Annotated in this window: 22 protein-coding genes; 13 read left to right on the top strand and 9 right to left on the bottom strand. The window is 44.8% G+C overall.

Features of this window, described 5'->3' with window-relative positions:
* Positions 1 to 95 precede the first annotated feature (95 nt).
* Entirely contained in the window at positions 96 to 1262 is a 1167-nt protein-coding gene (locus DDT91_RS08265) for an AraC family transcriptional regulator (protein ID WP_187175706.1), read from the bottom strand.
* A 12-nt stretch (positions 1263 to 1274) separates the two neighbouring features.
* Positions 1275 to 2039 carry a LytTR family DNA-binding domain-containing protein gene (locus DDT91_RS08260; RefSeq protein ID WP_187175705.1) on the bottom strand — a complete coding sequence of 255 codons (765 nt, stop codon included), beginning with the start codon at positions 2037 to 2039 and terminating at the stop codon, positions 1275 to 1277.
* A 173-nt stretch (positions 2040 to 2212) separates the two neighbouring features.
* Between DDT91_RS08260 and DDT91_RS08255 the strand changes: the two genes are divergently transcribed.
* The 5 genes from DDT91_RS08255 (at position 2213) to DDT91_RS08235 (ending at position 8574) form a co-directional block, all read left to right on the top strand.
* Positions 2213 to 3055 (top strand): alpha/beta fold hydrolase, encoded by an 843-nt coding sequence (locus DDT91_RS08255; RefSeq protein WP_187175704.1) that lies wholly within the window; start codon positions 2213 to 2215, stop codon positions 3053 to 3055.
* A gap of 111 nt (positions 3056 to 3166) precedes the next feature.
* Positions 3167 to 5503 (top strand): histidine kinase, encoded by a 2337-nt coding sequence (locus tag DDT91_RS08250; protein ID WP_187175703.1) that lies wholly within the window; start codon positions 3167 to 3169, stop codon positions 5501 to 5503.
* Positions 5504 to 5615: 112 nt separating this feature from the next.
* Complete coding sequence (locus DDT91_RS08245; protein ID WP_187175702.1) at positions 5616 to 6347, top strand: type II CAAX prenyl endopeptidase Rce1 family protein; 732 nt, start codon at positions 5616 to 5618, stop codon at positions 6345 to 6347.
* A gap of 13 nt (positions 6348 to 6360) precedes the next feature.
* Entirely contained in the window at positions 6361 to 8049 is a 1689-nt protein-coding gene (locus DDT91_RS08240) for a serine hydrolase (protein WP_187175701.1), read from the top strand.
* 87 nt (positions 8050 to 8136) lie between these two features.
* Positions 8137 to 8574, top strand: coding sequence for a GNAT family N-acetyltransferase (locus tag DDT91_RS08235; protein WP_187175700.1), 438 nt, complete (start codon positions 8137 to 8139; stop codon positions 8572 to 8574).
* Between the two features lie 2 nt (positions 8575 to 8576).
* On the opposite strand, the gene DDT91_RS08230 is transcribed toward DDT91_RS08235, so the two are convergent.
* The 5 genes from DDT91_RS08230 to DDT91_RS08210 form a co-directional block, all read right to left on the bottom strand.
* Positions 8577 to 9107, bottom strand: coding sequence for a GNAT family N-acetyltransferase (locus tag DDT91_RS08230; protein WP_187175699.1), 531 nt, complete (start codon positions 9105 to 9107; stop codon positions 8577 to 8579).
* Between the two features lie 100 nt (positions 9108 to 9207).
* Positions 9208 to 9705, bottom strand: coding sequence for a GNAT family N-acetyltransferase (locus DDT91_RS08225; protein ID WP_187176131.1), 498 nt, complete (start codon positions 9703 to 9705; stop codon positions 9208 to 9210).
* A 48-nt stretch (positions 9706 to 9753) separates the two neighbouring features.
* Positions 9754 to 10182, bottom strand: coding sequence for an SRPBCC domain-containing protein (locus DDT91_RS08220; protein ID WP_187175698.1), 429 nt, complete (start codon positions 10180 to 10182; stop codon positions 9754 to 9756).
* Between the two features lie 22 nt (positions 10183 to 10204).
* A complete protein-coding gene (locus DDT91_RS08215; protein WP_187175697.1) occupies positions 10205 to 10684 on the bottom strand; it encodes a hypothetical protein in 480 nt (159 codons plus the stop codon).
* Between the two features lie 57 nt (positions 10685 to 10741).
* Positions 10742 to 11359: a hypothetical protein gene (locus DDT91_RS08210; protein WP_187175696.1), complete on the bottom strand. Its 618-nt coding sequence runs from the start codon at positions 11357 to 11359 to the stop codon at positions 10742 to 10744.
* A 475-nt stretch (positions 11360 to 11834) separates the two neighbouring features.
* Here DDT91_RS08210 and DDT91_RS08205 point away from each other — a divergent pair, with 475 nt between their 5' ends.
* Positions 11835 to 12323 carry a DoxX family protein gene (locus tag DDT91_RS08205; RefSeq protein ID WP_187175695.1) on the top strand — a complete coding sequence of 163 codons (489 nt, stop codon included), beginning with the start codon at positions 11835 to 11837 and terminating at the stop codon, positions 12321 to 12323.
* 12 nt (positions 12324 to 12335) lie between these two features.
* On the top strand, positions 12336 to 13955 hold the full coding sequence (locus DDT91_RS08200) for a Gfo/Idh/MocA family protein (protein ID WP_187175694.1): 1620 nt from the start codon (positions 12336 to 12338) through the stop codon (positions 13953 to 13955).
* A gap of 83 nt (positions 13956 to 14038) precedes the next feature.
* Here the strand turns inward: DDT91_RS08200 and DDT91_RS08195 are convergent, their stop codons facing one another.
* Both DDT91_RS08195 and DDT91_RS08190 read right to left on the bottom strand, forming a co-directional pair.
* Positions 14039 to 15400 (bottom strand): hypothetical protein, encoded by a 1362-nt coding sequence (locus DDT91_RS08195; protein ID WP_187175693.1) that lies wholly within the window; start codon positions 15398 to 15400, stop codon positions 14039 to 14041.
* Entirely contained in the window at positions 15393 to 15965 is a 573-nt protein-coding gene (locus DDT91_RS08190) for an RNA polymerase sigma factor (protein ID WP_187175692.1), read from the bottom strand. Before DDT91_RS08190 ends, DDT91_RS08195 begins: the two co-directional genes overlap by 8 nt.
* A gap of 128 nt (positions 15966 to 16093) precedes the next feature.
* Between DDT91_RS08190 and DDT91_RS08185 the strand changes: the two genes are divergently transcribed.
* The 6 genes from DDT91_RS08185 (at position 16094) to ctlX (ending at position 22963) form a co-directional block, all read left to right on the top strand.
* Complete coding sequence (locus DDT91_RS08185; RefSeq protein ID WP_187175691.1) at positions 16094 to 16726, top strand: hypothetical protein; 633 nt, start codon at positions 16094 to 16096, stop codon at positions 16724 to 16726.
* A gap of 226 nt (positions 16727 to 16952) precedes the next feature.
* Positions 16953 to 17786, top strand: coding sequence for an N-acetylmuramoyl-L-alanine amidase-like domain-containing protein (locus tag DDT91_RS08180; RefSeq protein ID WP_187175690.1), 834 nt, complete (start codon positions 16953 to 16955; stop codon positions 17784 to 17786).
* A 111-nt stretch (positions 17787 to 17897) separates the two neighbouring features.
* Complete coding sequence (locus tag DDT91_RS08175; RefSeq protein WP_187175689.1) at positions 17898 to 18353, top strand: (2Fe-2S)-binding protein; 456 nt, start codon at positions 17898 to 17900, stop codon at positions 18351 to 18353.
* A gap of 18 nt (positions 18354 to 18371) precedes the next feature.
* Entirely contained in the window at positions 18372 to 20660 is a 2289-nt protein-coding gene (locus DDT91_RS08170) for a xanthine dehydrogenase family protein molybdopterin-binding subunit (RefSeq protein ID WP_187175688.1), read from the top strand.
* A gap of 489 nt (positions 20661 to 21149) precedes the next feature.
* Positions 21150 to 22034: a hypothetical protein gene (locus tag DDT91_RS08165; RefSeq protein WP_255502050.1), complete on the top strand. Its 885-nt coding sequence runs from the start codon at positions 21150 to 21152 to the stop codon at positions 22032 to 22034.
* A complete protein-coding gene (gene ctlX, locus DDT91_RS08160; RefSeq protein WP_255502049.1) occupies positions 22031 to 22963 on the top strand; it encodes a citrulline utilization hydrolase CtlX in 933 nt (310 codons plus the stop codon). Before DDT91_RS08165 ends, ctlX begins: the two co-directional genes overlap by 4 nt.
* The last annotated feature ends 128 nt before the right edge of the window (positions 22964 to 23091 follow it).

Below are 23091 nucleotides of genomic sequence, written 5' to 3'. Positions count from 1 at the left end.
TTTGGTTTTGATGGGTCAAAACTCAAAAATCTACTTCCAGAAGACGACTGATTTTATCAAGTCAGCGTACGATTTGATAAAGTCGAACGCCTATTCTAGCTCATTTGGACGGTTTTTCTATACTCCGAGGGAGTCATTCCCATCTGCTTTTTGAAAACGGTGTTGAAGGAAGATTTAGAGCTGTAGCCCACCCGTTCGGCTATTTCTTCCATTTTGAGATAAGCGCCTTCTTCACTTTTTAGAATTAGGCAAGCCTCCCGCACACGATATTCTGCCATCAATTCGAAAAAAGTTTTTCCAAAGCCTTCATTGATAGCTTGTGAAAGTACGTGCACGCTTGTTTTGGCTTCTTTGGCCAAATTGGGTAGCGAAAAATCAGGATTTAGGTAAGACTTATCCTGCTCCAAAATCAGTTTAACCTTGCCAATAAGAATACTTTTCGTCTCCTCGTCCAACTTGGAGCCTTGGTATTTCTCCGGAATTTTGAGATCTGCATGTTCTAAATTGGAGCTACGAATATGCAGAAAGCTGGTAAGATACACCGTGAAAGCGATGTAGGCAGCGTACCAATGATCTCCGGTATCTTCGAAGTTGAAAATTTTCACTCCAGCAACAAAAATCAAAACCGTTACCAGAATAAAGGGAACTACTCGCAGTCGCTTTTGGGCTTGGGTGACCGGTTTCCAGATCGAGGCATTCTGGTTGGAGAAAAATCTGGAAACTTCACGAAGACAGAGTAAACCATAAACAGCAATCGACAAAAGCGTGATCGGAGTGACAAATTCCCTAATCAATAACGGGTCTGTCTGATAAGGATAGGAATAGTCCAACCGTGGGAAATCGGGATGGTAGGATGCTATCCACGCATTGTACTTGGCGGCATCAGGAAGAGCCCAAAAAGGGATCATATACAGCATGTAGGCAAAAAAGGGCACCGAATGGCTCCAAAACTTCTTGGAAAGTTTTCCTCGAGTAAGACAAAGAATAACCCCATAAAACAATGGGCCAACCAAAAAACCCAATGGTTCGGAGAAATCTACCAAGTACCAGGCGTGGGCAATCAATCCTGAATACATCAAAAAGATTTCCAATAGAAAACCTCCCATACTCCAGAGCAATAAGCCTTGAAGTATCGAGGTTGGTGTTCGCTTTGCCGGGAAAATCAGATAGACCAAACCCAAATACACGGCCTGCATCAAGCCCAGAAAAATAAAGATGCTAAACAGGTCGATTCGTAAAGGCGGTAAGCTAATTTGGTCCATTCCTGCTTTTATTTACCGATCCAACCAGTCTTTAAACTGGGAATAGCGCTCAATGCTGACAAATACTTCCTGCTTTGGATCTGGCAGAAGTCCCAACTTCAAGCGAGTAGGGGAGTATTTGTGGATTTGGGAGATGCTTTCCAAACTGGCGATAAATTTCCGGTTGATTCGGAAAAACTTGGAAGGATCCAACACTTCCTGAAGTTTGTCCAGAGATAAATCCAAGGGGAACCGCTGACCTTGCCGATTGACTAAAAATGTGATTTTGTCCTCAGAGTAATAATAGGCTACCTCATCCACGGGAACGGTTTGGATCTTGCTTCCCGAACTGACCAAGAACCGCTCCTTGAAACTTGGTTTCTGTTCGATCAGGGGATTGAGGATTTGTTGGATATCGGCCAGGGTGAAAGATTTCTTAGGAGCATGGTATTTCTTAAACTTTTCAATAGCCTGGCTCAATTCCTGAAAATTGACGGGCTTAAGCAGGTAATCCACGCTGTTAAGTTTAAACGCCTTGATCAGGTATTCGTCAAATGCGGTGATGAAAATTACCGGACAGTCGATCGAAATCTGCTCAAAAATCCCAAAACTCTGCCCGTCCTCCAGATGGATGTCCAGCAAAATCAAATCAGGGAAAGGATGGGAAGAAAACCATTCCACGGCTTTTTTGACTGAAGGAAGATCTGCAAGTACTTCAATTTGAGCATCGTATTTTTCCAAAAATCCTTTTACCCGGTCTACCGCAAGACGCTCATCTTCAATAATTACGACTTTCATAAGCAAACAATTCAGGCGAAAAATAGCCCTTTCTCAAAATTTATCCTACATCTCTTCAGGCTTGGAACATCACTTTTTAAGGCTCAGCCGAAAAAATCGGGCGTTCATCGCCTTTTTGTTTTCGGACCGTAAGAAGCTGGTCAATTTTGACCCAACAACAAAACAAAACCACTATGACTTACCGAGCATTTCTGTTTTACATTATGGGATTTCTGATCCTCTTATACATGGCATCCTGCACCGTGAGAATCGATACTGATCCCATTATTCCCAAATCCAAGATCGAATGGGTCGATTTGAACGGATATAAGATATATACCAAAACCCAGGGGAAATACGGTCATTCGATTGTGTTCCTATCTGGACTTGGGGATGAGCTTGGCACTTGGAATGAAATTCAAAAGGAATTGGCCAGAGATTTTCAGACCTTGGCGTATGACCGTGCCGGCGTAGGACAGTCCACCCAAGCAGGACATCCTTCCACGGGATTTGATGTGGCACTTGAACTTAGAAAGCTTCTCGAAAAGAGCGATTTGGAACCTCCTTATCTGCTCGTGGGCCATTCGATTGGAGGACTTTATGCCAGGATTTTTGCAGGAAAGTATCCCCATCTGGTGTCAGGAATGGTTCTCGTTGACTACACCTTGGAGGACAAAATTCTCGCCTTGAAAGAGGTGGATTTGGGAGGAATGACACCGGAGCAACTTTTGGCACAAATTGCCCATGATATGGGACTAAAGGATGGAAGTAAGCGGGAGTTTGTAGCTTCTCTCAAAACTGCTGAGCAGGTCAAAGATGTCGCTCTCCCTTTCGAGCCGGTGACCGTAATCACTGCCCTGAAGCCCAGTCCGGAGGAAACACAAGAAGACATTCAGATGAAAAGCCTACTTCACGGACAATACGTCCAGTCGATTTCAGGTTCAAAGCATGTCCAGGTGCAAAGTTCCCACCACGTGCATTTGGAGCAGCCCGACTTGATCTTCGCAGAAATCAAAGCCCGGATATTGAATAACTAAACCAAACTAGTACTACCACTACCACTCCCAAGACCCATCCCCGACCGGGGCTGGGTTTTTTGGCAAGATCTAATTCAATATCTTCCCCCTATTAAGCCAGAAAGCCAAGTTATGTCACTATTTACCCTCCAAACCAGCAAATCAAGGACCACGATGTATTCCTGGAAGCTTCAGTTAGCTGTGGCGGTGGGGTTTGGATTGATCATTTTAATAAATCAGGTTTTCTTTACTGGATTTACTGCCTTAGAACTCTTTCAGAATTTTCTGGCCAATGTATTCATCGTACTACTGATCTGGAAGTCGGCCGTATGGGTGACTCAAACGGGTGAGCGCTTTTTCAACTGGCTCGAAAGACCGCTTAAAAGAGTTTTGTTATCCGGGGTTTTGGGCCTGGTATGTAGCTTTTTGGTGGTGTTGATTTCTGCCTATTTTTTTCAATTGCTCTATCAATCCCCTTTCCCGGGCAACAATGAGATTTTTATCAACACTTTGATTTCATTTTTGCTCTTTTCTGTGCTGTTTACCGGGTTTAATATCATTCATTTTTTGGAAGCGCTTCGGGAAAAGCAGGTAAAGGAAACTGTGGCTCGGCTAGGAAACTACTTTGAGCAGCTGATCGAAAACGTGGAAGATATCGTGCAGGTATGGGATACCGACGGGCGAATCAAATATTCCAGTCCCTCTGCAGAGCAGCAATTGGATTATAAGATCTCAGAACTGACCGAATTCCCTCCCTTCTACTGGATTCTGGAAGAGGATAAGAACGGAGTCAAAAACCGATTTGAAGCATTTCTGGGAGAAGGTAAAAGGGGTGTCTATTTCGATCAGTTTCGTGTCAAAACCAAAACTGGGGCAGTTAGAATGCTCGAGGTTAAAATCTCCGACGGAAGAACTATTCCCATGATCGAGGGATTAATTGTCACCTGTCGGGATATTACAGGTCGTCATCAAACAGAGCAGTTGATTAGGAGGCAAAAAGAGCTCTATGAATTGACCAGTTCGATTTCAGGTTCATTCCTAAGGATGGATTTCCAATCTGCATTGATAGAAATGCTGGAAAAAATGGGCAAGTTTTCTTCGGTGGATAGAGTCTATGTATACCAACTGAATCAGGAGAAAAACTATTGGAACTGCCTACATGAGTGGCGAAGTCAAAAAGGCAATCAGATCCCTTCCATCTACTACCAAAATGGCATTCCAACCGAGGCGATGCAATGGACCTTTGACCAGTTGCGATCTAACAGAATCCTCAATTTCAAGACACTGGATGAAATGCCCCCTGAAGCTGAGCAATGCCGGAAGGCCTTTGAAGCCGACGGCACAGTTGGAATTTTGCTATTGCCTCTCCGAATCAATGGGGAGCTCGTAGGCATGATCGGGTATGATGCCCTTTTTGAGCCCAAGAACTGGTCTGAAGATGATATCCGATTTCTAAAGCTTTGCAGTGAGATTCTCACCTCTTCACTTGCCCGGTCTGAGGCCGAGGCATCTACCCGCGCCTCTCTTTCATTCAATCAGGCTATCATAGATTCATCTGCGGAAGGTTTTCTTTTGGCCAATCTCCAAAACAAGGTGGTCTACGCCAATGAAATCTTTCTCGGGCTCTGGGATTTGGAAAAAACTCCTGTCGGTCTCAGTGTGGAGGAGATGAGTAAACTGGTGGAGCCAAAAGTCGAAAACAAAGAAGAGATCGACCGTGGATTTGAAATTCTGAAGGAAAACACCCAAGCAGTATTTACCATGACCCTAAATCTTTACAATGGGAAGGTGCTGGAAGTCTATTCGGCTCCGCAGGTTCAGGACGGAAAGCTGGTCGGCCGGATCTGGAGCAATCGAGACATCACAGATCGGATACTTTCACAGCGGGAAGAACTGGAAAAAGGCATGGCTTTGGCCCAATTTGAATCCCTGAAAAATCAGGTAAACCCTCACTTTTTATTCAATAGCCTAAATGTATTGAGCTCTCTCGTTCATGTGGATGCGGACTTGTCAGAGAAGTTTATTGATCAGCTGGCCAAATCCTATCGCTACCTGCTTGAGCAAAAAGACAATACCCTCGTGTCCTTGAAGGTGGAGCTGGACTTTGTAAACTCTTTTATATTCCTGCTCAAAATCCGATTTGAAGATAAAATCCAACTTGAGATTGATATTCCTGAGCGCTTTCATTCCATGCAGATTGCGCCGTTGACCATGCAGCTCCTGATTGAAAATGCCGTCAAACATAACCGTATTTCAAAAGATGAGCCGCTGAAAATTTTTATCGGAATCGAAGACCTTTACTTGGTCGTAAAAAATTCACTTCAAGTCCGGATCAATCATGTCCCATCTACTGGACTGGGATTAAAGAATATCCAAAACAGATACCTTCTCCTTTCTCCTGAGATGCCTGAATTTGGCCCAGAGGGTAATTTCTTTGTCGCCCGAATTCCCTTGATTGAAGAAAAATAGCTTTGGGCTCGTCGGCATTTTTTACGGGTTGAGTAGGATAAACGAGGTGCTCATCTGGATTAATTAGTCAGGGGATTTTGGTGAAACTAGCTTCGTGGAGAATTAAACTTCCATGCGAAAGTCATCAAATCTCCGAATTGCATTCAGCCTGTTTGGTTTAGGTTTAGTGGGAATAGTTTCCCTTATGTGGGTTACTCCTCCGGCTTTGCCTTCAGGCTTGGAAATGGATCCCACCACGCTTCGGTGGATTACCTTGATCAATCCCATCCTTCTTTTGGTAATCAGCATCACTATTGGCACACTCCTGAAGGATGCCGCAGGGGTAAATTTGCCCATTCTGGATAAGGAAAAAGGTCAACCTTTGATTTCTGTTTTTCGGCCTTTGGCTCATCCTTTTTTGGCTTTGACGGCAATCTCTGCACTCGGAGTCTTGCTGATCTATGTGGGTACTTGTTGGGGATTTGATCCTGTGTACCGTGAAGTGATCCAAGGACCTGGCTTACCTTTTTGGACGAGGATGCTTTACGGGGGAATCACCGAGGAAATCCTCATTCGCTTTGGTCTGATGACGCTGCTGCTTTGGATTCTCAAAGAATTCAACCGGCCTAACTCGCATCTCCAATTTTGGATGGCTAATCTGCTTACAGCCATACTTTTTGCCACAGGCCATCTTCCAGCCCTTTTTAATGAAGTACCTGCCCCAAGTATCTGGACATTAATCTATATCCTCGGTGGTAATTTCTGGGCAGGACTCTGCTTTGGCTATGCTTTTTGGAAGTATGGATTGATTCTGGCCATTCTCACACATATGGGTTTTCACCTCATCACTTATTTCCTTATCTAAACTAACCTCTATTATGAAAAAGCTCCTTTTTCTCCTCTTTTGTCTATGTACCTTACCAAAGGGCTGGGCGCAAGACACATCGAAAATTCCAGTCCTCAATGCCAGCATGCTCGATTCTCTGATAGGCAAAAAGCTTGGTTCTGATGAACCCGGGTTTGCCTTGGGAATCATTAAAGGAAGTGAGGTGATTTTGGAGCATTACCATGGGCTTGCAGATCTTGAAAACAGGACTCCAATCTCGAATGATACCAAGTTTAATCTAGCTTCTGTTTCCAAGCATTTTACTGCTTTTGGATTATTATATCTTCAAGATCGGGGAAAATTGGACCTGAATAGTTCTGTCAGCCAATATCTCAACAGCTTTCCCTATCCCGAAAGGATCACATCCATGCAATTGCTTCATCATGCTTCGGGAATTCCCTCTTCGGATAATCTTCGGGTTTTTGCAGGTAAAACCCTTGAATCCGAATGGGGAAGAAGAGATGAGTTACGGCTGCATGCCAATTACAGAAAGTTAAACTTTACTCCCGGTGCTGATTTTCTATATTCCAACTCAGGATACTTCTTCCTAGGTCAGTTGATTGAAGCTCAAAGTGGCCGTTCCTATGCGGAATTTTTCGAAAATTCTCTTTTCCCTTCTTTGGGGATTCAGGGCTTGGTTTTGGATAGATCGGAAAAACTGATTTCTGATCGAGCCATTCCTTATCATCCGGGTTCTGAGGGATTTGAAAGAAAGTTTCCGGAAAAAACCACTATCACCGGTGAATCCAATATCTACCTCAATCTCCCTTCTCTAATGCGTTGGATGCAGATTTTGCTTATTTCCAATCACAATGAGGCGCATTTTACTCGGCCTATGTTTTCCGATTCGTTTGCGTTAGCCACAGGAAAAGCTGTCGATTATAGCTATGGATTGGAAAAAAGAGAAATCAATTCCCTTCAGGCATTCACACATGGGGGTGGAGTTCCGGGATATGCTTCCTACGTCGTTTATATCCCATCACTTGATTTGGGCATTGGTGTGCTCTCCAACTCTGATAGACTCCCCAAAAGTCCGGGTGCAATTGCTCTTGCCGTAGCCAGATTCCTGACGGCTGATTTGGCTAAGCCTGAGGAGAAAGCTGCGCAGACCGAAATCGAACTGGGAAAAGAGGTCACTCAAAACTATGCCGGGGAATACCGCTTTTGGGATGGGGTACAATTCGAGATCAGGCAGGAGGAAAGCCGATTGTTTATTTACCTACCGGACGCTCCGCCTTTTCAGCTTGTGCCTAAGTCTGACACTCAGTTTTTTATCCGTGAATTTGACGGACAAGTTGCCTTTAACACAAAGAATGGAAAACAAACACTTGAATTTATTCAGGGTAAAAAATCAGATGCGGCGGAAATGCTGGATCCCAACCGACAAAAAGCTCAACATCCTCCACTCCATCAACTCTTGGGTAGTTATGAAAATAGGAGTTTGAATGTGGCTTATAAAGTAAAGGAAAAAGAAGGAAAGCTTTTTTTAATCTTGCCTGAAGCCTTGCTTCAGTACGCAGGATTCCGCGAGGTGGAGCTGATCGCCATAGAAGGAAATACTTATCGTACCCGTGAGTTGGGTGTTATTGAATGGGAAGTCAATGCCAAAGGGAAGGTCACGGGATTCCTCATTAAGGATGTAGGAAGGATTAGAAACCTCTATTTCACAAAGAATTCATAAAGTTAAGTTGGTATACATAGTGACTAATTCCCTCTTGGTTCAAGAGGGAATTTTTATGTTTTAAATCCCCAATCCAAGATTCAACCTATGAAAGCTATTCATCCCTATCAGTCCTCTGACCTTTCGGATGTCCTTGTCATTTGGAAGCAGAGCGCCAGTCTGGCTTATCCATTCCTTAATGCCGAATTCTTCCTGAAGGAGGAAAGGCGGATTAGCAGGGAATACCTGCCTTGTTGTGATACTTGGATTTGTAAAGATCACCTAGGAAGAAGCTTGGGTTTTATCACCCTGATCGGAAATGAAATTGGGGGGTTATTTGTACTTCCTGAATTTCAGAATCAGGGAATCGGAAAGAAATTGGTTGAATTTATCTCGGGAAATTTCCCGATCCTTTGGGTGGAAGTCTTTTTAAAAAATCAGAAAGGAATCTGTTTTTATGAAAAAATGGGCTTTTCTTTTTTTGAAGAAAAAGCGCATGAGGAAACCGGGGAAATTCTTTTCAGAATGGTCTGTCGCAATTCATAAATTTACTCCAGGCTCTCTTTTTTCAATTGGAACTTCAAAAAGACTGCCTGAACTTTCCCAATATCTCTTTTCTCCACACCCACCTGTTCAAATCCTGCTTTAAGAGCTACCCGCTGGCTGGGGAGATTATCCTCCGCACACTTGATCCAAAAGGTTTGAAATTGAAACTCCACGGTCAGGAATTCTACCAGACGATTCACAGCAAGGGTCATTATTCCACTGTTTTGTAGGGAAGGATCCAGCCAATAGCCCAACTCAGTACTTTTTTCTATCCAATTCAGATTTTTGGCTGAGATCACTCCTCTTGCCTGTCCTTTTTCGAGAATAGCAAAAGAGAAGTCCTTTTTAGATTCCCATAAAACCTGAGACTCACGGATAAATTTTTCAGTTTGTTCAATGTCGCGAAGCTCATTTACAAAAGGCAACCATGGAGAAAAGTGGCTGCGGTGAATGGTCAAAATGCTAAAAAGGGATGTCGCATGGGTAGGTTGAATCTGGACTAGGTGGGTTAAATGAGTAAGTTCTATTTCCATTTTTGAGGGATTTTAAAACCTAGAAAAGCCCCTTTAAAGGAACTTTTCTAGGTTTTGTGTAAACTGAAAAAAGTTTTGTTGGATTTTATTAGAGGAAAGATTATTCAATTGCGTTTTTTTTACTACGTCTTTCCAATAGTAAGGTGTCACGCCATTTCCCATTCATTTTTCCGATTTTTTCTCGATATCCTACTATTCTAAACCCTAGCTTCTCGTGTATCCTAATACTTCCGGTGTTTTCAGGGAAAATCCCGGACTGTAATGTCCAGAGGTTTTCATGCTCGCTCTCCTTAATCAGTTTTTCAACTAATTGAAAGCCAATTTTTTTTCCTCGGAATTGCTCAGAAACATACACGCTGACTTCTGCCACACCAGCATATACACATCTTCCGGATACGGGTGACAGGGCCGCCCAACCGATTATTTTCCCCTCGTAAAGACAAACCAATCTACATTTTTTGAGATGATTACGATCCCAGTCATCCCAAGTCGGTATGTCTTGTTGAAATGTGGCATTTCCGGTTTGGATTCCTTCAAGGTAAATTGCCGCCACTTCTTCCCAGTGGTTTGGTTTCATTGGTTCAATAGATATTCTCATTTTTGTCAAGATTCAAGATTTTTATTCAATCAATGGGCTTACTTAAACCTAAGCCTCACAAGTTTTTTTCAAAGCTTGGTTCATCTGCTCAAATCCAACTTTGGTTTGCTCCAAGACAGAGGGCATCAGTCCTACCAATAATCCTGAGAAATATTCCCCATGAACAAACAGGGTAGTGTTTTCATCGATCTCCTCCAGTCCGAAATAGTGCTCTCCATCAAAGAGTCCTTTGAAAAGCAATTTACCGGACCAGCGAAGTTCTCGGCCTGGGATGCTCCGAATTAAAACCGGTGAAAAAGACATTTCTTTTTCATTGGGCGGAGATATTCTGATCTGAAGTTTCTGGCCTTCTTTCAACTCTCCGGAAATGAATCGTATAAAGGGATTCCAGCTGGGATAGGATTCAAAATCTGTCAGGATCTTCCATACTTTTTCGCAGGGGGCGTAGATCCTGATCATGGTTTCTATATGTTTCATTTTGTGGTCAAAGTTTTAAAGTTCAATGGAGTCTTTTCTCTAGTATCAGGAGTTCATTTTTAGTGCTTGCATTCCCTCCGGAATATTTCTGTCCCAAAATTTTGAATCCTGAGTCAACCAAAAACGGTAGAAGCTCAGAGTCTTTTTTCAGATGGATCAAGCAAGACCAGAATCCGAGACTTCGGGCTTTGATGAGCAAGAAATTGATCGCCAACATCATACAATTCCTGTCCGCTTTAGTTGGGTCGTAGCCAAACAGAATCTCAGAAATCCCAAGACTTCCAAAGGGGTCCAGCACAGGATTTAAGCCAATCCAACCCATCCATTGGCCATCATTTGACAAAGCAAATAGGGAATCGGAATTGAAATTTTCGGGCCAAAAAGCCAAGGCCTCAGAACCAAAGAAATAGGGAGCGGATTCATGAGTGTTTTGGTGCCAGTTTAATCCATCAATCCAATCCACGTCAGCAAAGCGGAATTCTTTAATCTCAAGACTTTTCATTTTATAGGATCAAAAAAGCCAGCTCGAAGGAGCTGGCAAGGTTGATGGTGGATTGGTTTAGAATTTGGCTTTCACCGAAAGTGTACCTCCCCATCCGTTGAAATCCTCAGTGGAAATGCCCCACTTTTCTTGATTTCTGACATTATATCGGTAGGTTCCGCCCAATTCGATGTCCAACCAGCGATTGAGGTGGGCACCAACTCTCAGGTCAGGAGAAAGAGCGATGGAATGCGTACGGCTTTCGGCCTTGTTGACTACGTTTCCATTTTCTTTTGTAATGGTATAATCTTGCTTGATATCAGCGTATGCTGCTCTCAAACCAACTTTACCGTAGAAAAGACCTCCGAAATCCTGCACATAGCTACCGGACAAGCCGTAGTGAACTTGCTTCATATCCAGTGCGTTGTTTGGCGTTTCTTTCCAAAGATCAACTGGAACGATGGAGTTGGTGTAATAGAGGCCGAAGAATACTTTGTCATGGAATCTCAATCCCAATTCAGTACCGATGCTGTAATGACTGCGTACTGGAGAAGAGCTTTTAGTGAAAATGAATTCATTGATTACCGATCCATAAAAGCCCACAGGCTTTACCGTTTGCGATGTAGATTCCTGCCCGAAAGCGGTCATCATTCCAAGGCTCATCAGAGCCACCAAGGTTAACATTGACTTTTTCATTGTGTGTGTAGTTTGTTTGTGAATAATTGGTTTGTTTTTGTTTGTGTGTTAATGATGATCCAAAAGTAGATCAGCCTCCACACCTGAGATAAAAAGTCTGGACCAAGCCTGAAAAAACCGGACTGAAACCCGGATTTTGGGGGATCAGTAAAATCCTCCAAAGGCTATTGGATTCGCTATTTCATGTGTTTATAATTTGATTTTCATTTGCCACATGGAATGCCCTGCATAATCATTCCCTTGTGTGATAAGCATTTTCTCATGGGCATTTCATCATTTTTAAAAAGTTCAATTCCTTGTATTCTCAATTATCTCAAAAGATACAGGTCAATCGAAATTTAATGAAGGGTTTTTTGATGTTTTTTAAAGAAGTCTAGTTACCTCATTTTAAATCACCTTTTTACCTGACAAACATCAGCTAATTCCAAAGCTAGGGTGCCTAATATCGTGGACGTTAACCAAAACAACCCACGGTATGACCCAAGCTTCCCCACTAACCTCAACGCAAACCGGAGTGCTGGTTTTGCTCCGACTGCTGATCGGATGGCATTTTCTCTATGAAGGCGTCATCAAATTGTACAGCCCAGGATGGACCGCTAAAGGCTATCTGCTCAGCGCTACCTATTTGGAGTCTTTTTTCCATTGGCTGGCAAGTGAATCCATGATTTCCACGATCGATACCCTGAATATCGCTGCCCTGCTTTTCGTAGGCGCTGCCTTGATTCTGGGTTTTAAAACCCAATTGGCCAGTCTGATCGGAGTGGGGCTTCTGCTCCTGTATTACTTTGCTCATCCGCCCTTTCCTGGCTATCCCTTGGGACCTGCTGAGGGCAGTTACTGGATCATCAACAAAAACCTGATCGAAGCAGCCGCACTTCTGGTGGTTTTCCTTTTCCCCACTTCCGTATCTTTTGGCTTGGAGCGATTTTTTGCCAAAAGAACCCTTTCCTCTCAAACCCATTAATCCCACGATATCATGGCAACTGACAAAAAACTATTCGCCGCTTTTTCCAGAAGAGATCTGCTCAAAAGCCTGGCTGGGGTTCCGATTTTAGGCGCAGTATGGGCGGCAGGAATTGACACCACCAAAAAATCCAAGCTGGAAAAAGACTTTTGGTTGGAGAAATTGAACATCAAAGCCAGTGCTCCTCCTGCCTCAGGTCCAATGAGCGGAGACCCGCTCCGCATCGGATTGATCGGATTTGGAATCAGGGGAGAGCAACTGATGCGGGCTTTGGGATTTGCCACTCAGGAATGGATGGAATCTATGGCCAAGTCAGCCCAAGAAGATCCCAAAGACAAGCGATTGGAGGATTTTTTGGCACAGGAAAACCTGAATGTCAAGTTGACTGCGATCTGCGATATTTTTGATGTGAGGGCTGAAAAGGCACTTCGCTCCTTCAATACGGAAGCCAATCCCTGCAAGCGCTATGAAAATTACCTGGACTTGATCCACAGTGGAGAGGTCGATGCGGTCATTATTGCCACGCCGGATCATTGGCATGCGCCGATGGCTCAGGCGGCGATTGAGGCGGGGGTTCATGCCTATGTGGAAAAGCCCATGACGCATACCATCGAGGAGACGTATCGACTCCGTGAAGCGGTAAGAAACCATCCGGGTTCCATTTTAGCCGTAGGACATCAACACAGACAGACGCTTAGCTTCCTGACTGCCCAAGATGCGATTGCGAAAAATACATTAGGTCACGTGTCTCTGGTCGTTACCAACACCAACCGAAACGATGACAATGGGGCTTGGCAATATGAAATTCATCCCGAAGCCTCTCCTGAAACCATTGATTGGAATGCGTTTTTGGGTACTGCACCGCAGGTTCCATTTAATGCTGAGCACTTTTTCCGTTGGAGAAAATGGTGGGCCTATGGTTCAGGACTTTCAGGAGACCTCTTGACCCACGATTACGATCGGGTCAACTGTGTGTTGAAAATGGGAATTCCTAAGTATGTCACTGCTTCCGGTGGCATTTACACCCATCGGGATGGACGGAACGTCCCTGATGTGATGCAGGTCAATATGGACTTTCCGGATTTCAGCACGGGTTCTAGTCAGGAGGACGGAAAAGAAAAAGGAATGACCTTGGTTTATTCGGCAACTTTGGGCAATCAGTTTGACCGAGGTACTGTCCTGATGGGCCACGATGCGAGTATGGAGTTGGGAAATATCCTGACCATCTACGCCGATCCCCGCTCTACCAAGTACAAAGACCTGATCAAAGAAGGCCGAATTGATCCTCAGGTGCCGATCTATCAATACGATCCCACCGCCGAAGGTGTGGATGCGGTGACTTCCGCTACTGCCAAGTACTTCGCAAATAAAGGTTTGCTTTGGACCTATCGGGATGGAAAGCGCGTTGATTCTACCTTCCTGCATATTCGGGAATGGCTCAGCTGCATCCGAAACGGAGGCAATCCGAGCTGTGGGATCGATGAGGGATTTGAGGAGGCTATCACCGCGCACATGGCTGGACTATCCTACAAAATCGGACGAAAAATCGAATGGGATCCAGTTGCTGAGCGAATCATTTCTCTTCCTGGAGAGGATTTGGATGCGATACTGTTGGAAAATTCGGTGGTATAGCGATCCATTTTCTCAGAAAAAAGACCTGTCAGATTGTGATGCTGACAGGTCTTTTTGGTTTCAAAGCGAAAAGTAAGCGTTCCTTATTTTCCCAGAAAAACATTCACACCGACACCTACTTCCAAGCCATGCATCCGATCCCGGATAATCCCCGGTCGGGCAGTCGGAAACCAATAATGACTTCGGAGAAACATCCCCACACGCTTGGATAGCAAATAATTCGTCCCGATCCCCAATCTCAGATGACTAATCGAGAATTGGTCCTTATCTACTGTCTCATATTGATACTCCTCGACGGAGTTGTTTTCAAATTCATAGATAAAATCTTGTCGGGAAAGGTAATTTCCCATCAGGCCAAAGTTACTTTCGAAGCTAAACCCATTGTAATACATACTTCTCCAGCGCAGTTCTAGCGGGAAAAACCACTGCCGATTGGTGAAATAGATCTCATCAAAGGTGGAAATATCCGCCGTCAGATTGGGTAACCTTGATATCACTTCGGGAGACAGCTGCATTATTTCTTCATCATCGAGCTCCCCTTCTACCTGATTTCGAATCGCTCCTGCATAGATTCCCCAACCACTTTCCCATTCGAGACCTATCTGAATCCCATTTTGGATTGGAGTATAATATTCTACGAGTCTGCTGATCGAAAACATAATAGAGGTCACAGCTTCCACATGAAGCATGGGTTTTGTTTTGGTGCGAATCGGCGGATTACTCAGATTGCTGGTGTCTCCTACCAACAGTTCTTCATCGGACTTAAGCACTACTTTTTCTTTGGGCCCCACCGATGGAGCGCTCATGCTTCTTGGTCTTTTGGGACTGATGGAGTCCGGCAGCGATCCAATCTGAGATTTTTTCGAAACCGAATCCACTCTCTGAATAGGTTCGGTTATTCGTTTGTCACTTTCAAGTTTGGTAGAATCCGCCTTTTCTATCACATAAGCAGAAGATTTGAATAGGTCAATTTGATCTCCTGAAGATGCTTCAGTCTTTTTTGTATCAATTTTTTGATTTACAGGATTTTCCAGGCCATTTGGCAGTTGACTCAGATTTTGCTTTTGATCTTTTGCCTTACCAAGGGAAAAGCTTGGGGTATTGACAACTTGACTTTCCTGAACATAGATTCTTTTGACTACATAGACCGTATCGACTAGGTAAACTGTATCTCTCACCACAAGGGTGTCCATGATTGATTCAGTCCTAAAGGTATTTTCAGCTAAAAAATCGCCATTTTGCTCCCGTTGATGCCACCAAAGTGAAAGGACAAAAAGTGTAGTCGCATACAAGTAAGGCATAAACCAGCGCTTCCAAAGAGGAATACCTTTAGGTTGGATGCTTGGACTGAAACTCGCCCAAGCTTGATCCAAATCCGGCACCGGAGTAACCAACCCCTCCAGCTTCTCTTTTATTTTTCGCTCAAATGAGTCTCGCTTATCCATGATTTCTTTGCTTTTCTGTGTTGATCTGGGTCAATGCGCTCTGCAATTTGGCTTTGGCCTTAAAATAATTGGATTTGGAGGTACCTTCGGAAATGCCCAACTGCTCGGCAATTTCCCGGTGATTGTAGCCCTCTATCGCGTAAAGAATGAAAACCATCCGGTAGGCTGGCGGAAGGTCATCGACCAACTCGAGAATTTCCTCAGCACTGATCTGATCGAGGGTGCCCTCATCAAATGAAAAAACAGGGCTTTCATCTTCTATCTCAGCATATCGATCCTGCAAGCGCTTGGTCTTGCGATACTGATCGATAGCGGTATTGACCATTATTCTCCTTACCCACCCACCAAAACTCAGCTCGGGAGAATAATGATCCAATTGCCCAAAAACCTTGAGCATACCCTCATTGACGATGGATTGGGCTTCATCCAAGTTGGGAGTATAGCGCCTGCATACCTGAATGGCGAGCGGATAAGTGACCTTAAACATCCGCTCTTGAGCTTTCCGATCATTCTTTTTGCAAAGCCTGATCAGCTCTTGTAGTTCTTTCGAATCCGGCAAATTCATTTCAATAGCATCACGATCACACCTTATAAGAGGGTTGCCTTTTAGAAAAAATAATTTTATCGCTCAGGCAACGCTTTCAAAATGTCCCAGCGTAATGAGGATGAAATCTAACCAAATCAACTTCAACAATGAAAAAAGCAATTTTAATCATCCTCATTTCTTGGATCGGTATCGGAAACATCATGGCACAAGAGGAACCCCAGACCTTATTCAGCGGAGATCTTTCGCTTTCAAAAATCGGAATTATGATTAATCCTGGTTTCCAAGGTACTCAGATTGCAGGTGAAAATGCTGGGTTTGTAGTATTCCGAGCCGGACTGGTATTCGATGACAAAATCACCGTGGGGGGATTTTATGGACAGATGATCAATACTGTGCGCCCTGCCTCATTTTCAACGATGCTGCCTCCTCAAGCCCACTTGGATTCCTATCAGGCAGGTGGATTTATCGAATACACCCTGAAAGCTACCAAGGTGGTACATCTCACCTTTCCGCTTGCCATCGGGATGAATGAGGTCGAGATCGATGAAGAAGGTCGTGGATTTGACTACGAAGAAAACAAGACATTTTTTGTAGAACCAGGAGCTCAAATCGAGGTCAACCTCCACCGATTTGCCAGGCTTCATGCAGGTCTCGGGTACCGAATCTTGGGCGGCACCATCGAAGAAGCGATGGGTGTGCCCAGCCAAGATAATAGCCTCACCTTCAACGTTGGACTGAAAATGGGGCTTTTTCGAATCAAATCAACGCCTTCAAACTAAACGCAACAGCCTTATCCAATTTATCGAATTGGATGACTTAGGTAGGGGGCGCTTGGTATTGGCACTAATCTAATCTAATCAGAAAAAAGCTTGGTAATCAGGAGGCCTTTTGGTCTCCTGATTTTTTGAAAAAAAGACCTGATTTTGATAGTTACATTTACTTATAGAATTTAATTTCTCGAGAGTGATTGAATTTTTTACTTTTAGCCTACTCACCACGCTCAAAATGAAAAACCTGATTCTCCTTTTATTCTTTTTCCCGTTTTTCACCCAAGCCCAAACCGTCTGCAAGCCGGAAAGCCGTGCTAAGCTGGAATCGTTTTTAGCCAAACTGGAGTCTTTGGACAAAAACCAATCGGGAAATGAACTGGCAGCTGAAATCGGTCAATGGTTTTTGAAAACGGAATACGTGGAGAAAACCCTGGAAATACCCGGTCCCGAGCAACTGGTGATCAACTTGCAGGGCGTGGACTGCACGACCTATTTGGAGTCAGTCGTGACTTTGGTGAGACTTGCAAAGCAAGGTGAAAACAGCATGGAGGCTTTCGAACACGAGTTGGAAACTATTCGTTACCGACATGGTAAAAATGAAGGCTATCCCAGCCGCTTGCACTATTTTTCGGACTGGATTGCCCAAAATGAAACAAAAGGAATCCTCACCGATATCACCCAGGAAATCGGCGGGGTAGCGTACCCGAATGCGCCCACTTTTATGACGGAGAATCCTCAGTTTTATCCCCAACTGAGCGATCCAAAAAATGTGGAGGAGCTGAAACAAGTAGAAGCAGAGCTGGCCAAAAAGTCCTTTTACTACATCCCAAAAGACAAAATCCAGTCTTTGGAATCCAAGATTCAATCCGGGGATATGATCGCCATCACCACTTCGATCAAGAATCTCGACATGGTGCATGTAGGTTTTGCTTTTGAGCGAAATGGCCGGATTCACCTGATGCATGCCAGTTCCAAAAACAAGGAAGTGGAAATTTCCAGCATGCCGCTGAGTGATTATTTGGCGGCCAACAAATCCCAATCCGGGATAATGGTGGGAAGGTGGAAGTGATTTTCATTTATCCAAACAGAGATTAATCTTCAACGAGAGTGGAAAACCTAATCTAAATCCATTCTTATTTTCTAAATCCTTACCTTATAGCAACTTATCAAAGTCCAGTCTATGGAAAACTATACACTCACCATCAACGGAAAGAAGCAAGAGGTTTCAGCCGAGCCTGATATGCCGCTTCTTTGGGTTCTCAGGGACCTTTTGAATATGAAAGGAACCAAGTTTGGATGCGGACAGGCGCTTTGTGGTGCTTGTACCGTTCACTTGGATGACGTGGCCGTCCGGTCTTGCAGCTTGCCAATTTCGGAGGTAGGAGCCGGAAATATTACGACGATCGAAGGACTTTCCGAAAAAGGAGACCATCCGCTTCAAGAAGCTTGGGTGGAGCATGTAGTGCCCCAGTGCGGGTATTGCCAAGGAGGTCAGATTATGACTGCAGCAGCTTTGCTTAAACAGAATCCAACCCCTTCCGAGGCCGAAATCGAAGCTGCCATGCAAGGCAATCTCTGTCGATGCGGCACCTACAACCGAATCAAGTCAGCTATCCAAACCGCAGCTTCCCGCTAATTCCAAAACTGAAACGCTATGAAAAATTTTATTCCAGTTTTCAAGGATAAAAACAAGGCCTCAGAAGATCGCTCCAAGATTTTTGTGGCCTCCAGAAGGGATTTTCTCAAAATCGGTTCGCTGGCTACAGGTGGTTTTTTGCTGGGAGTCAATTTCCAATGCTCAGGTCCAAAAGGCGAAGTGGTGACTTTTGCTCCCAACGTGTACATCTCTTTCGATTCTGATAATCAGGTGACCCTGATCGCTCACCGCTCGGAAATGGGTACCGGGATTCGTACTTCCTTGCCGATGATCATGGCTGACGAACTCGGGGCAGATTGGAGCAAAATCAAGATCGTACAAGCCGAAGGCGATGAAGACAAATATGGAAATCAGAATACCGATGGATCCTTCTCAGTGCGGATGTTTTTTGAGCCGATGCGAAAAGCGGGAGCCACGGCCCGACACATGCTCATCCAAGCCGCTGCTGCCAAATGGGGGGTAGATCCCTCCGAATGCTATACCGAAAATTCCGAAGTTCATCTGAAGGAGAGTAGGAAAAAAGTCACGTTTGGAGATCTCGTGCAGGACTTGTTGGTGATGCCGCTACCCGATCCGGCTGCTGTGAAAACCAAGGAGCTCAGCGAGTATAAATTGGTCGGAACCGATGTAGCCATCTACGATGCCAAGGATATCGCAACCGGAAAAGCGGTGTTTGGTGCAGACGTGGACTTGCCCAATATGCAAATCGCCATGATCGCTAGGAGTCCAGTGGTAGGTGCCAAAATCATTTCTTACAATGATGCCAAAGCTCTTGCAGTGCCCGGAGTAAATCAGGTCGTGAAAATAGAAGGAGCAGGCATTCCTCCCGGTTTGGACAAGCCATTGGAAGGGCTTGCCGTTCTCGCTTCCAATACCTGGGCCGCCAAAAAGGGCCGGGAAGCCTTAGAAATCGAATGGGATCTAGGCCCAAACCAAGACTATAACTCCACCGCCCAACTCGAGGCCATGGCCAAGTCCACCCTGCAAAATGGCAAGGTGAGACGTGAGCGAGGCAATTTTAATGCGGCCAAGTCCAGTGCGGCCAAGACTTTGGACAAAACATTCAAGATTCCGTTTTATGCCCATGCCACCATGGAGCCTATTGCAGTGATCGCAGATTATAAAGGTGATGGAAGTGTAGAAATATGGGCACCTTCCCAACATCCGCAGTGGGCACGAGGCGCAGTGGCTGGAGCTTTGGGTATCGAGCTTCCTCAAGTGAAAATCAATGTAACGCTCTTAGGAGGAGGATTCGGACGAAAATCCAAACCCGATGGAGTGATAGAAGCAGCGCTTCTTTCCAAAGCAGCCAAGACTCCAGTGCGGGTACAATGGACCCGAGAAGATGATTTGCACCATGATTTCTACCATTCCCATAGTGCACAGCGGATCGTAGCTACCTTGGATGGATCAGGAAATCTCACCGGTTGGAATCAACATTCGGTCTTTCCGGCTATTGGAGCCACAGGAAATCCAGATGAATTGCATCCTTCTGACGGAGAATTGGGCTTGGGTTGTACCGACTTTCCCTTTGATGTACCCAACATTCGCATCGAAACGCACGAATCCAAAGCCCATACCCGTATCGGTTGGCTTCGCTCTGTGAGTAATATCAACCATGCCTTTGCTGCCCAATGCATGATGGATGAGATCGCCGAAGCGAGAGGAGTGGATCCGATTCAGCAGGCGATTGAGCTGTTGGGAGAAGATCGAGACCTGAATTTTGCCGAAGAAACAGGCGGAAAGTATGAAAACTATGGGGAGAAGATCGAAGACTTCCCTTGGAATACGGGACGGATGAAAAAGGTAATCCAAGCTGTTGCCGAAAAATCCAACTGGTCTCAAAATCTCGCTTCCGGCAAAGCCCTGGGATTTGCAGCGCACAAAAGCTTCCTGACTTATGTCGCTTGTGTGGTGATGGTGGAAAAAGACGCCAATGGAAATCTCATTATTCCTGAGGTTCACTATGCCGTAGACTGTGGAGTCGGAGTCAATACCGACCGGATCAAATCCCAGTTTGAAGGCGGGGCGCAGTTTGCCACCAGCTTGGCGATGACTTCCGCGATTACTTTTGATAAGGGGCAGGTGCAGCAACATAACTTTGATTCGTATCAGATCATCCGCATGCCTCAGTCACCAAAAAAGATCGAGGTCCACATCATCCCAAGCACCGAAAAGCCAACCGGTGTGGGCGAACCTCCGGTGCCACCCTACATTCCGGCCTTGGCCAATGCGGTGTACAAACTCACAGGTAAGCGGATTTATGAATTACCGTTTAAGGTTTGATTCTTTGATAAATGCTAATGGTTATGCTGCTTTTCCGAAAGCAGCATTTCCTGTTTTTAGGGAATAGGTCCAGCGTCTGGAGACGCAGGATAGCAGAGCAGATCGTATTCTCGCTAAGCCGCTCGGGATATTTTTTTTCTTTGAGAAAGAAGAAATGTTTTTCCTGTTAAATGAAAAACACCTGCGTTGAAGGCGCTAAATGTGTGAGCCCCAAATTCTATTTGGGGCAAAAATCAGAGTGAAGTCCACGAGCCCTGAAGGGGCGATCCGTATTACCTAAAGGAATTTTTGATTAGAGATTGGGTTGGGTTTGTAAGCAATAAGTGCCAAAACAATACAGATCGTGCCTTCAGCACTCTTGTTCCTTGAGGATTTCAAAAAACCCAGAATTGAATTCTGGGTTTGGACAGAACGTGCCGTTGGCACTTTTCTATGATTCTGCAGCTTTTCCGAATGCAGCATTTCGCGCATCAATTCGTACTTTTGGACATGAAGAAAATCCATATCCTTTTAGTTTTTACGCTGTTTTTTAGTTTTTGTACCCAGTTTTCTTTTGCCCAAAAGGAACCAAAAATTGATTCAGTTTACCTTGCGGGCATTCCTCAGGGGGTGATCAACAATCCCATTTTGGAGGAAATAAGCGGTTTGGCTTTTTCCCAAAAGCATCCCAATCTGATCTATGTCCATACCGATAGCGGAGGGGAAGCAGCAGTGTACTTATTGGATTCCCTGGGAAAAGAATTGGGTGTCATCGAGCTGGTGGGAGTAAAAAACCGGGATTGGGAAGATATTGCCGTAGGGCCTGGTCCAGGCGGAAAACCTTATGTTTTTGTAGCCGAAATAGGAGATAATGCGGGGATACATGGTGAAATCTGCATTTTTCGATTTCCTGAACCCAATTCTATTGCCGCTAAAAACAGCGTAAAACCTGAGGTTTTGCGGCTTACTTATCCAGGAGGGGCGAGAGATGCAGAAACCTTGATGGTGGATCCGATTTCAGGAGATTTGTTTATCGTTTCCAAGAGAGATGATAAAAACTCGCTGTACCGAGTGCCTCAATCGGAATTTTCCAAAGGCAAATCCACGCTTGAAAAACTTCATAACTTGGATTTTACCAGCTCAGTCGCGGGTGATATTTCCAGAGATGGGAGCAAAATTCTGATCAAAAATTACTTTGCGATTTACTATTGGGAGCGGAAGTCAGGGGAGAGCATCCCACAAGCCCTTCAGAAAGCGCCTAAACGATTGCCCTACGTGCCCGAACCCCAGGGGGAAGCTATTGGGTTTAATTCCAAAGGCAATTCCTTTTTCACCATCAGCGAAAAACGATTCAACGTTAACCCTACCCTTTACCGATATCCTAAGAAACCATGAACCAGACGAGCTCGGTCATTTTGATGGTACGACCAGTCCATTTTGGGTTCAATCCCGAAACGGCAGGGAATAATTTTTATCAAAAACAGGACTCTCGCTCAGTTGAGGAAATCCAACGTCTGGCTTTGGCTGAGTTTGACGGTTTTGTTGCTCTTTTGAGAGACCAAGGAGTGGAAGTGTTGGTGGTAGAGGATAGTGAAAGCCCGATAAAAACCGATGCTATTTTTCCAAACAACTGGCTGAGTACCCATCCCGACGGCAAGGTGATTTTGTATCCCATGTTTTCTCCCAACCGTCGTCTGGAAAGAAGAAAAGAGATCCTTGAACAATTGCTTCGATTGGGCTTTGGGATATCAGAGATCATTGATTTAAGTTTTTTCGAGGAGCATGGGCAGTTTTTGGAGGGGACGGGAAGTATGGTGCTGGACCGACAGGCAAAGGTGATTTATGCCTGCTTTTCGGAGCGGACTCATCCTGTTCCTCTCGAGTATGTGGGTAAGTTGCTTGGCTATCAAGTGGTAAGTTTTGAGGCCATGCAGGAAGTGGGAGGGAGGCTTTCGCCGATCTATCATACTAATGTAATGATGCATGTGGGTACGGATATTGCCGTGGTCTGTCTGGAGACCATCGTCAAATCTGCTGAGCGTCAAAAAGTAAAGGATGCTTTGACCAATTCGGGAAAAAAAGTCATTCCCATTACGGCAAGGCAAAAGTTTCAGTTTGCCGGAAATATGCTGGAAGTGAGCAATGACGGTGGAGAGAAGTTTACCGTGATGTCTCAGGCGGCTTTCGATTCCCTCAATGTGGGTCAAATCCAACAAATCGAAAAGTACACGACGATTATTAGTCCTGCTATTCCCACTATCGAAAAGCTCGGAGGTGGATCCGTGAGGTGTATGATGGCGGAGGTTTTTTTGCCGAAGGCGTAAGGGCAGTTGGTAGTGATCATTAGGTTGTGCTCAGTGATCAGTCCCAATATTCAAGAAAAACATAGGCACAGAAAGACAAAAAGCCGTGAGTTGGGATACACGCAGAGGCGAAGACGTCTACCTAGACT

The organism is Algoriphagus sp. AK58 (assembly GCF_014324365.1).
Classification (GTDB): Bacteria; Bacteroidota; Bacteroidia; order Cytophagales; family Cyclobacteriaceae; genus Algoriphagus.
Note: the sequence above shows the minus strand (reverse complement) of the source record. Positions and strands in the feature narration are given on the sequence as shown.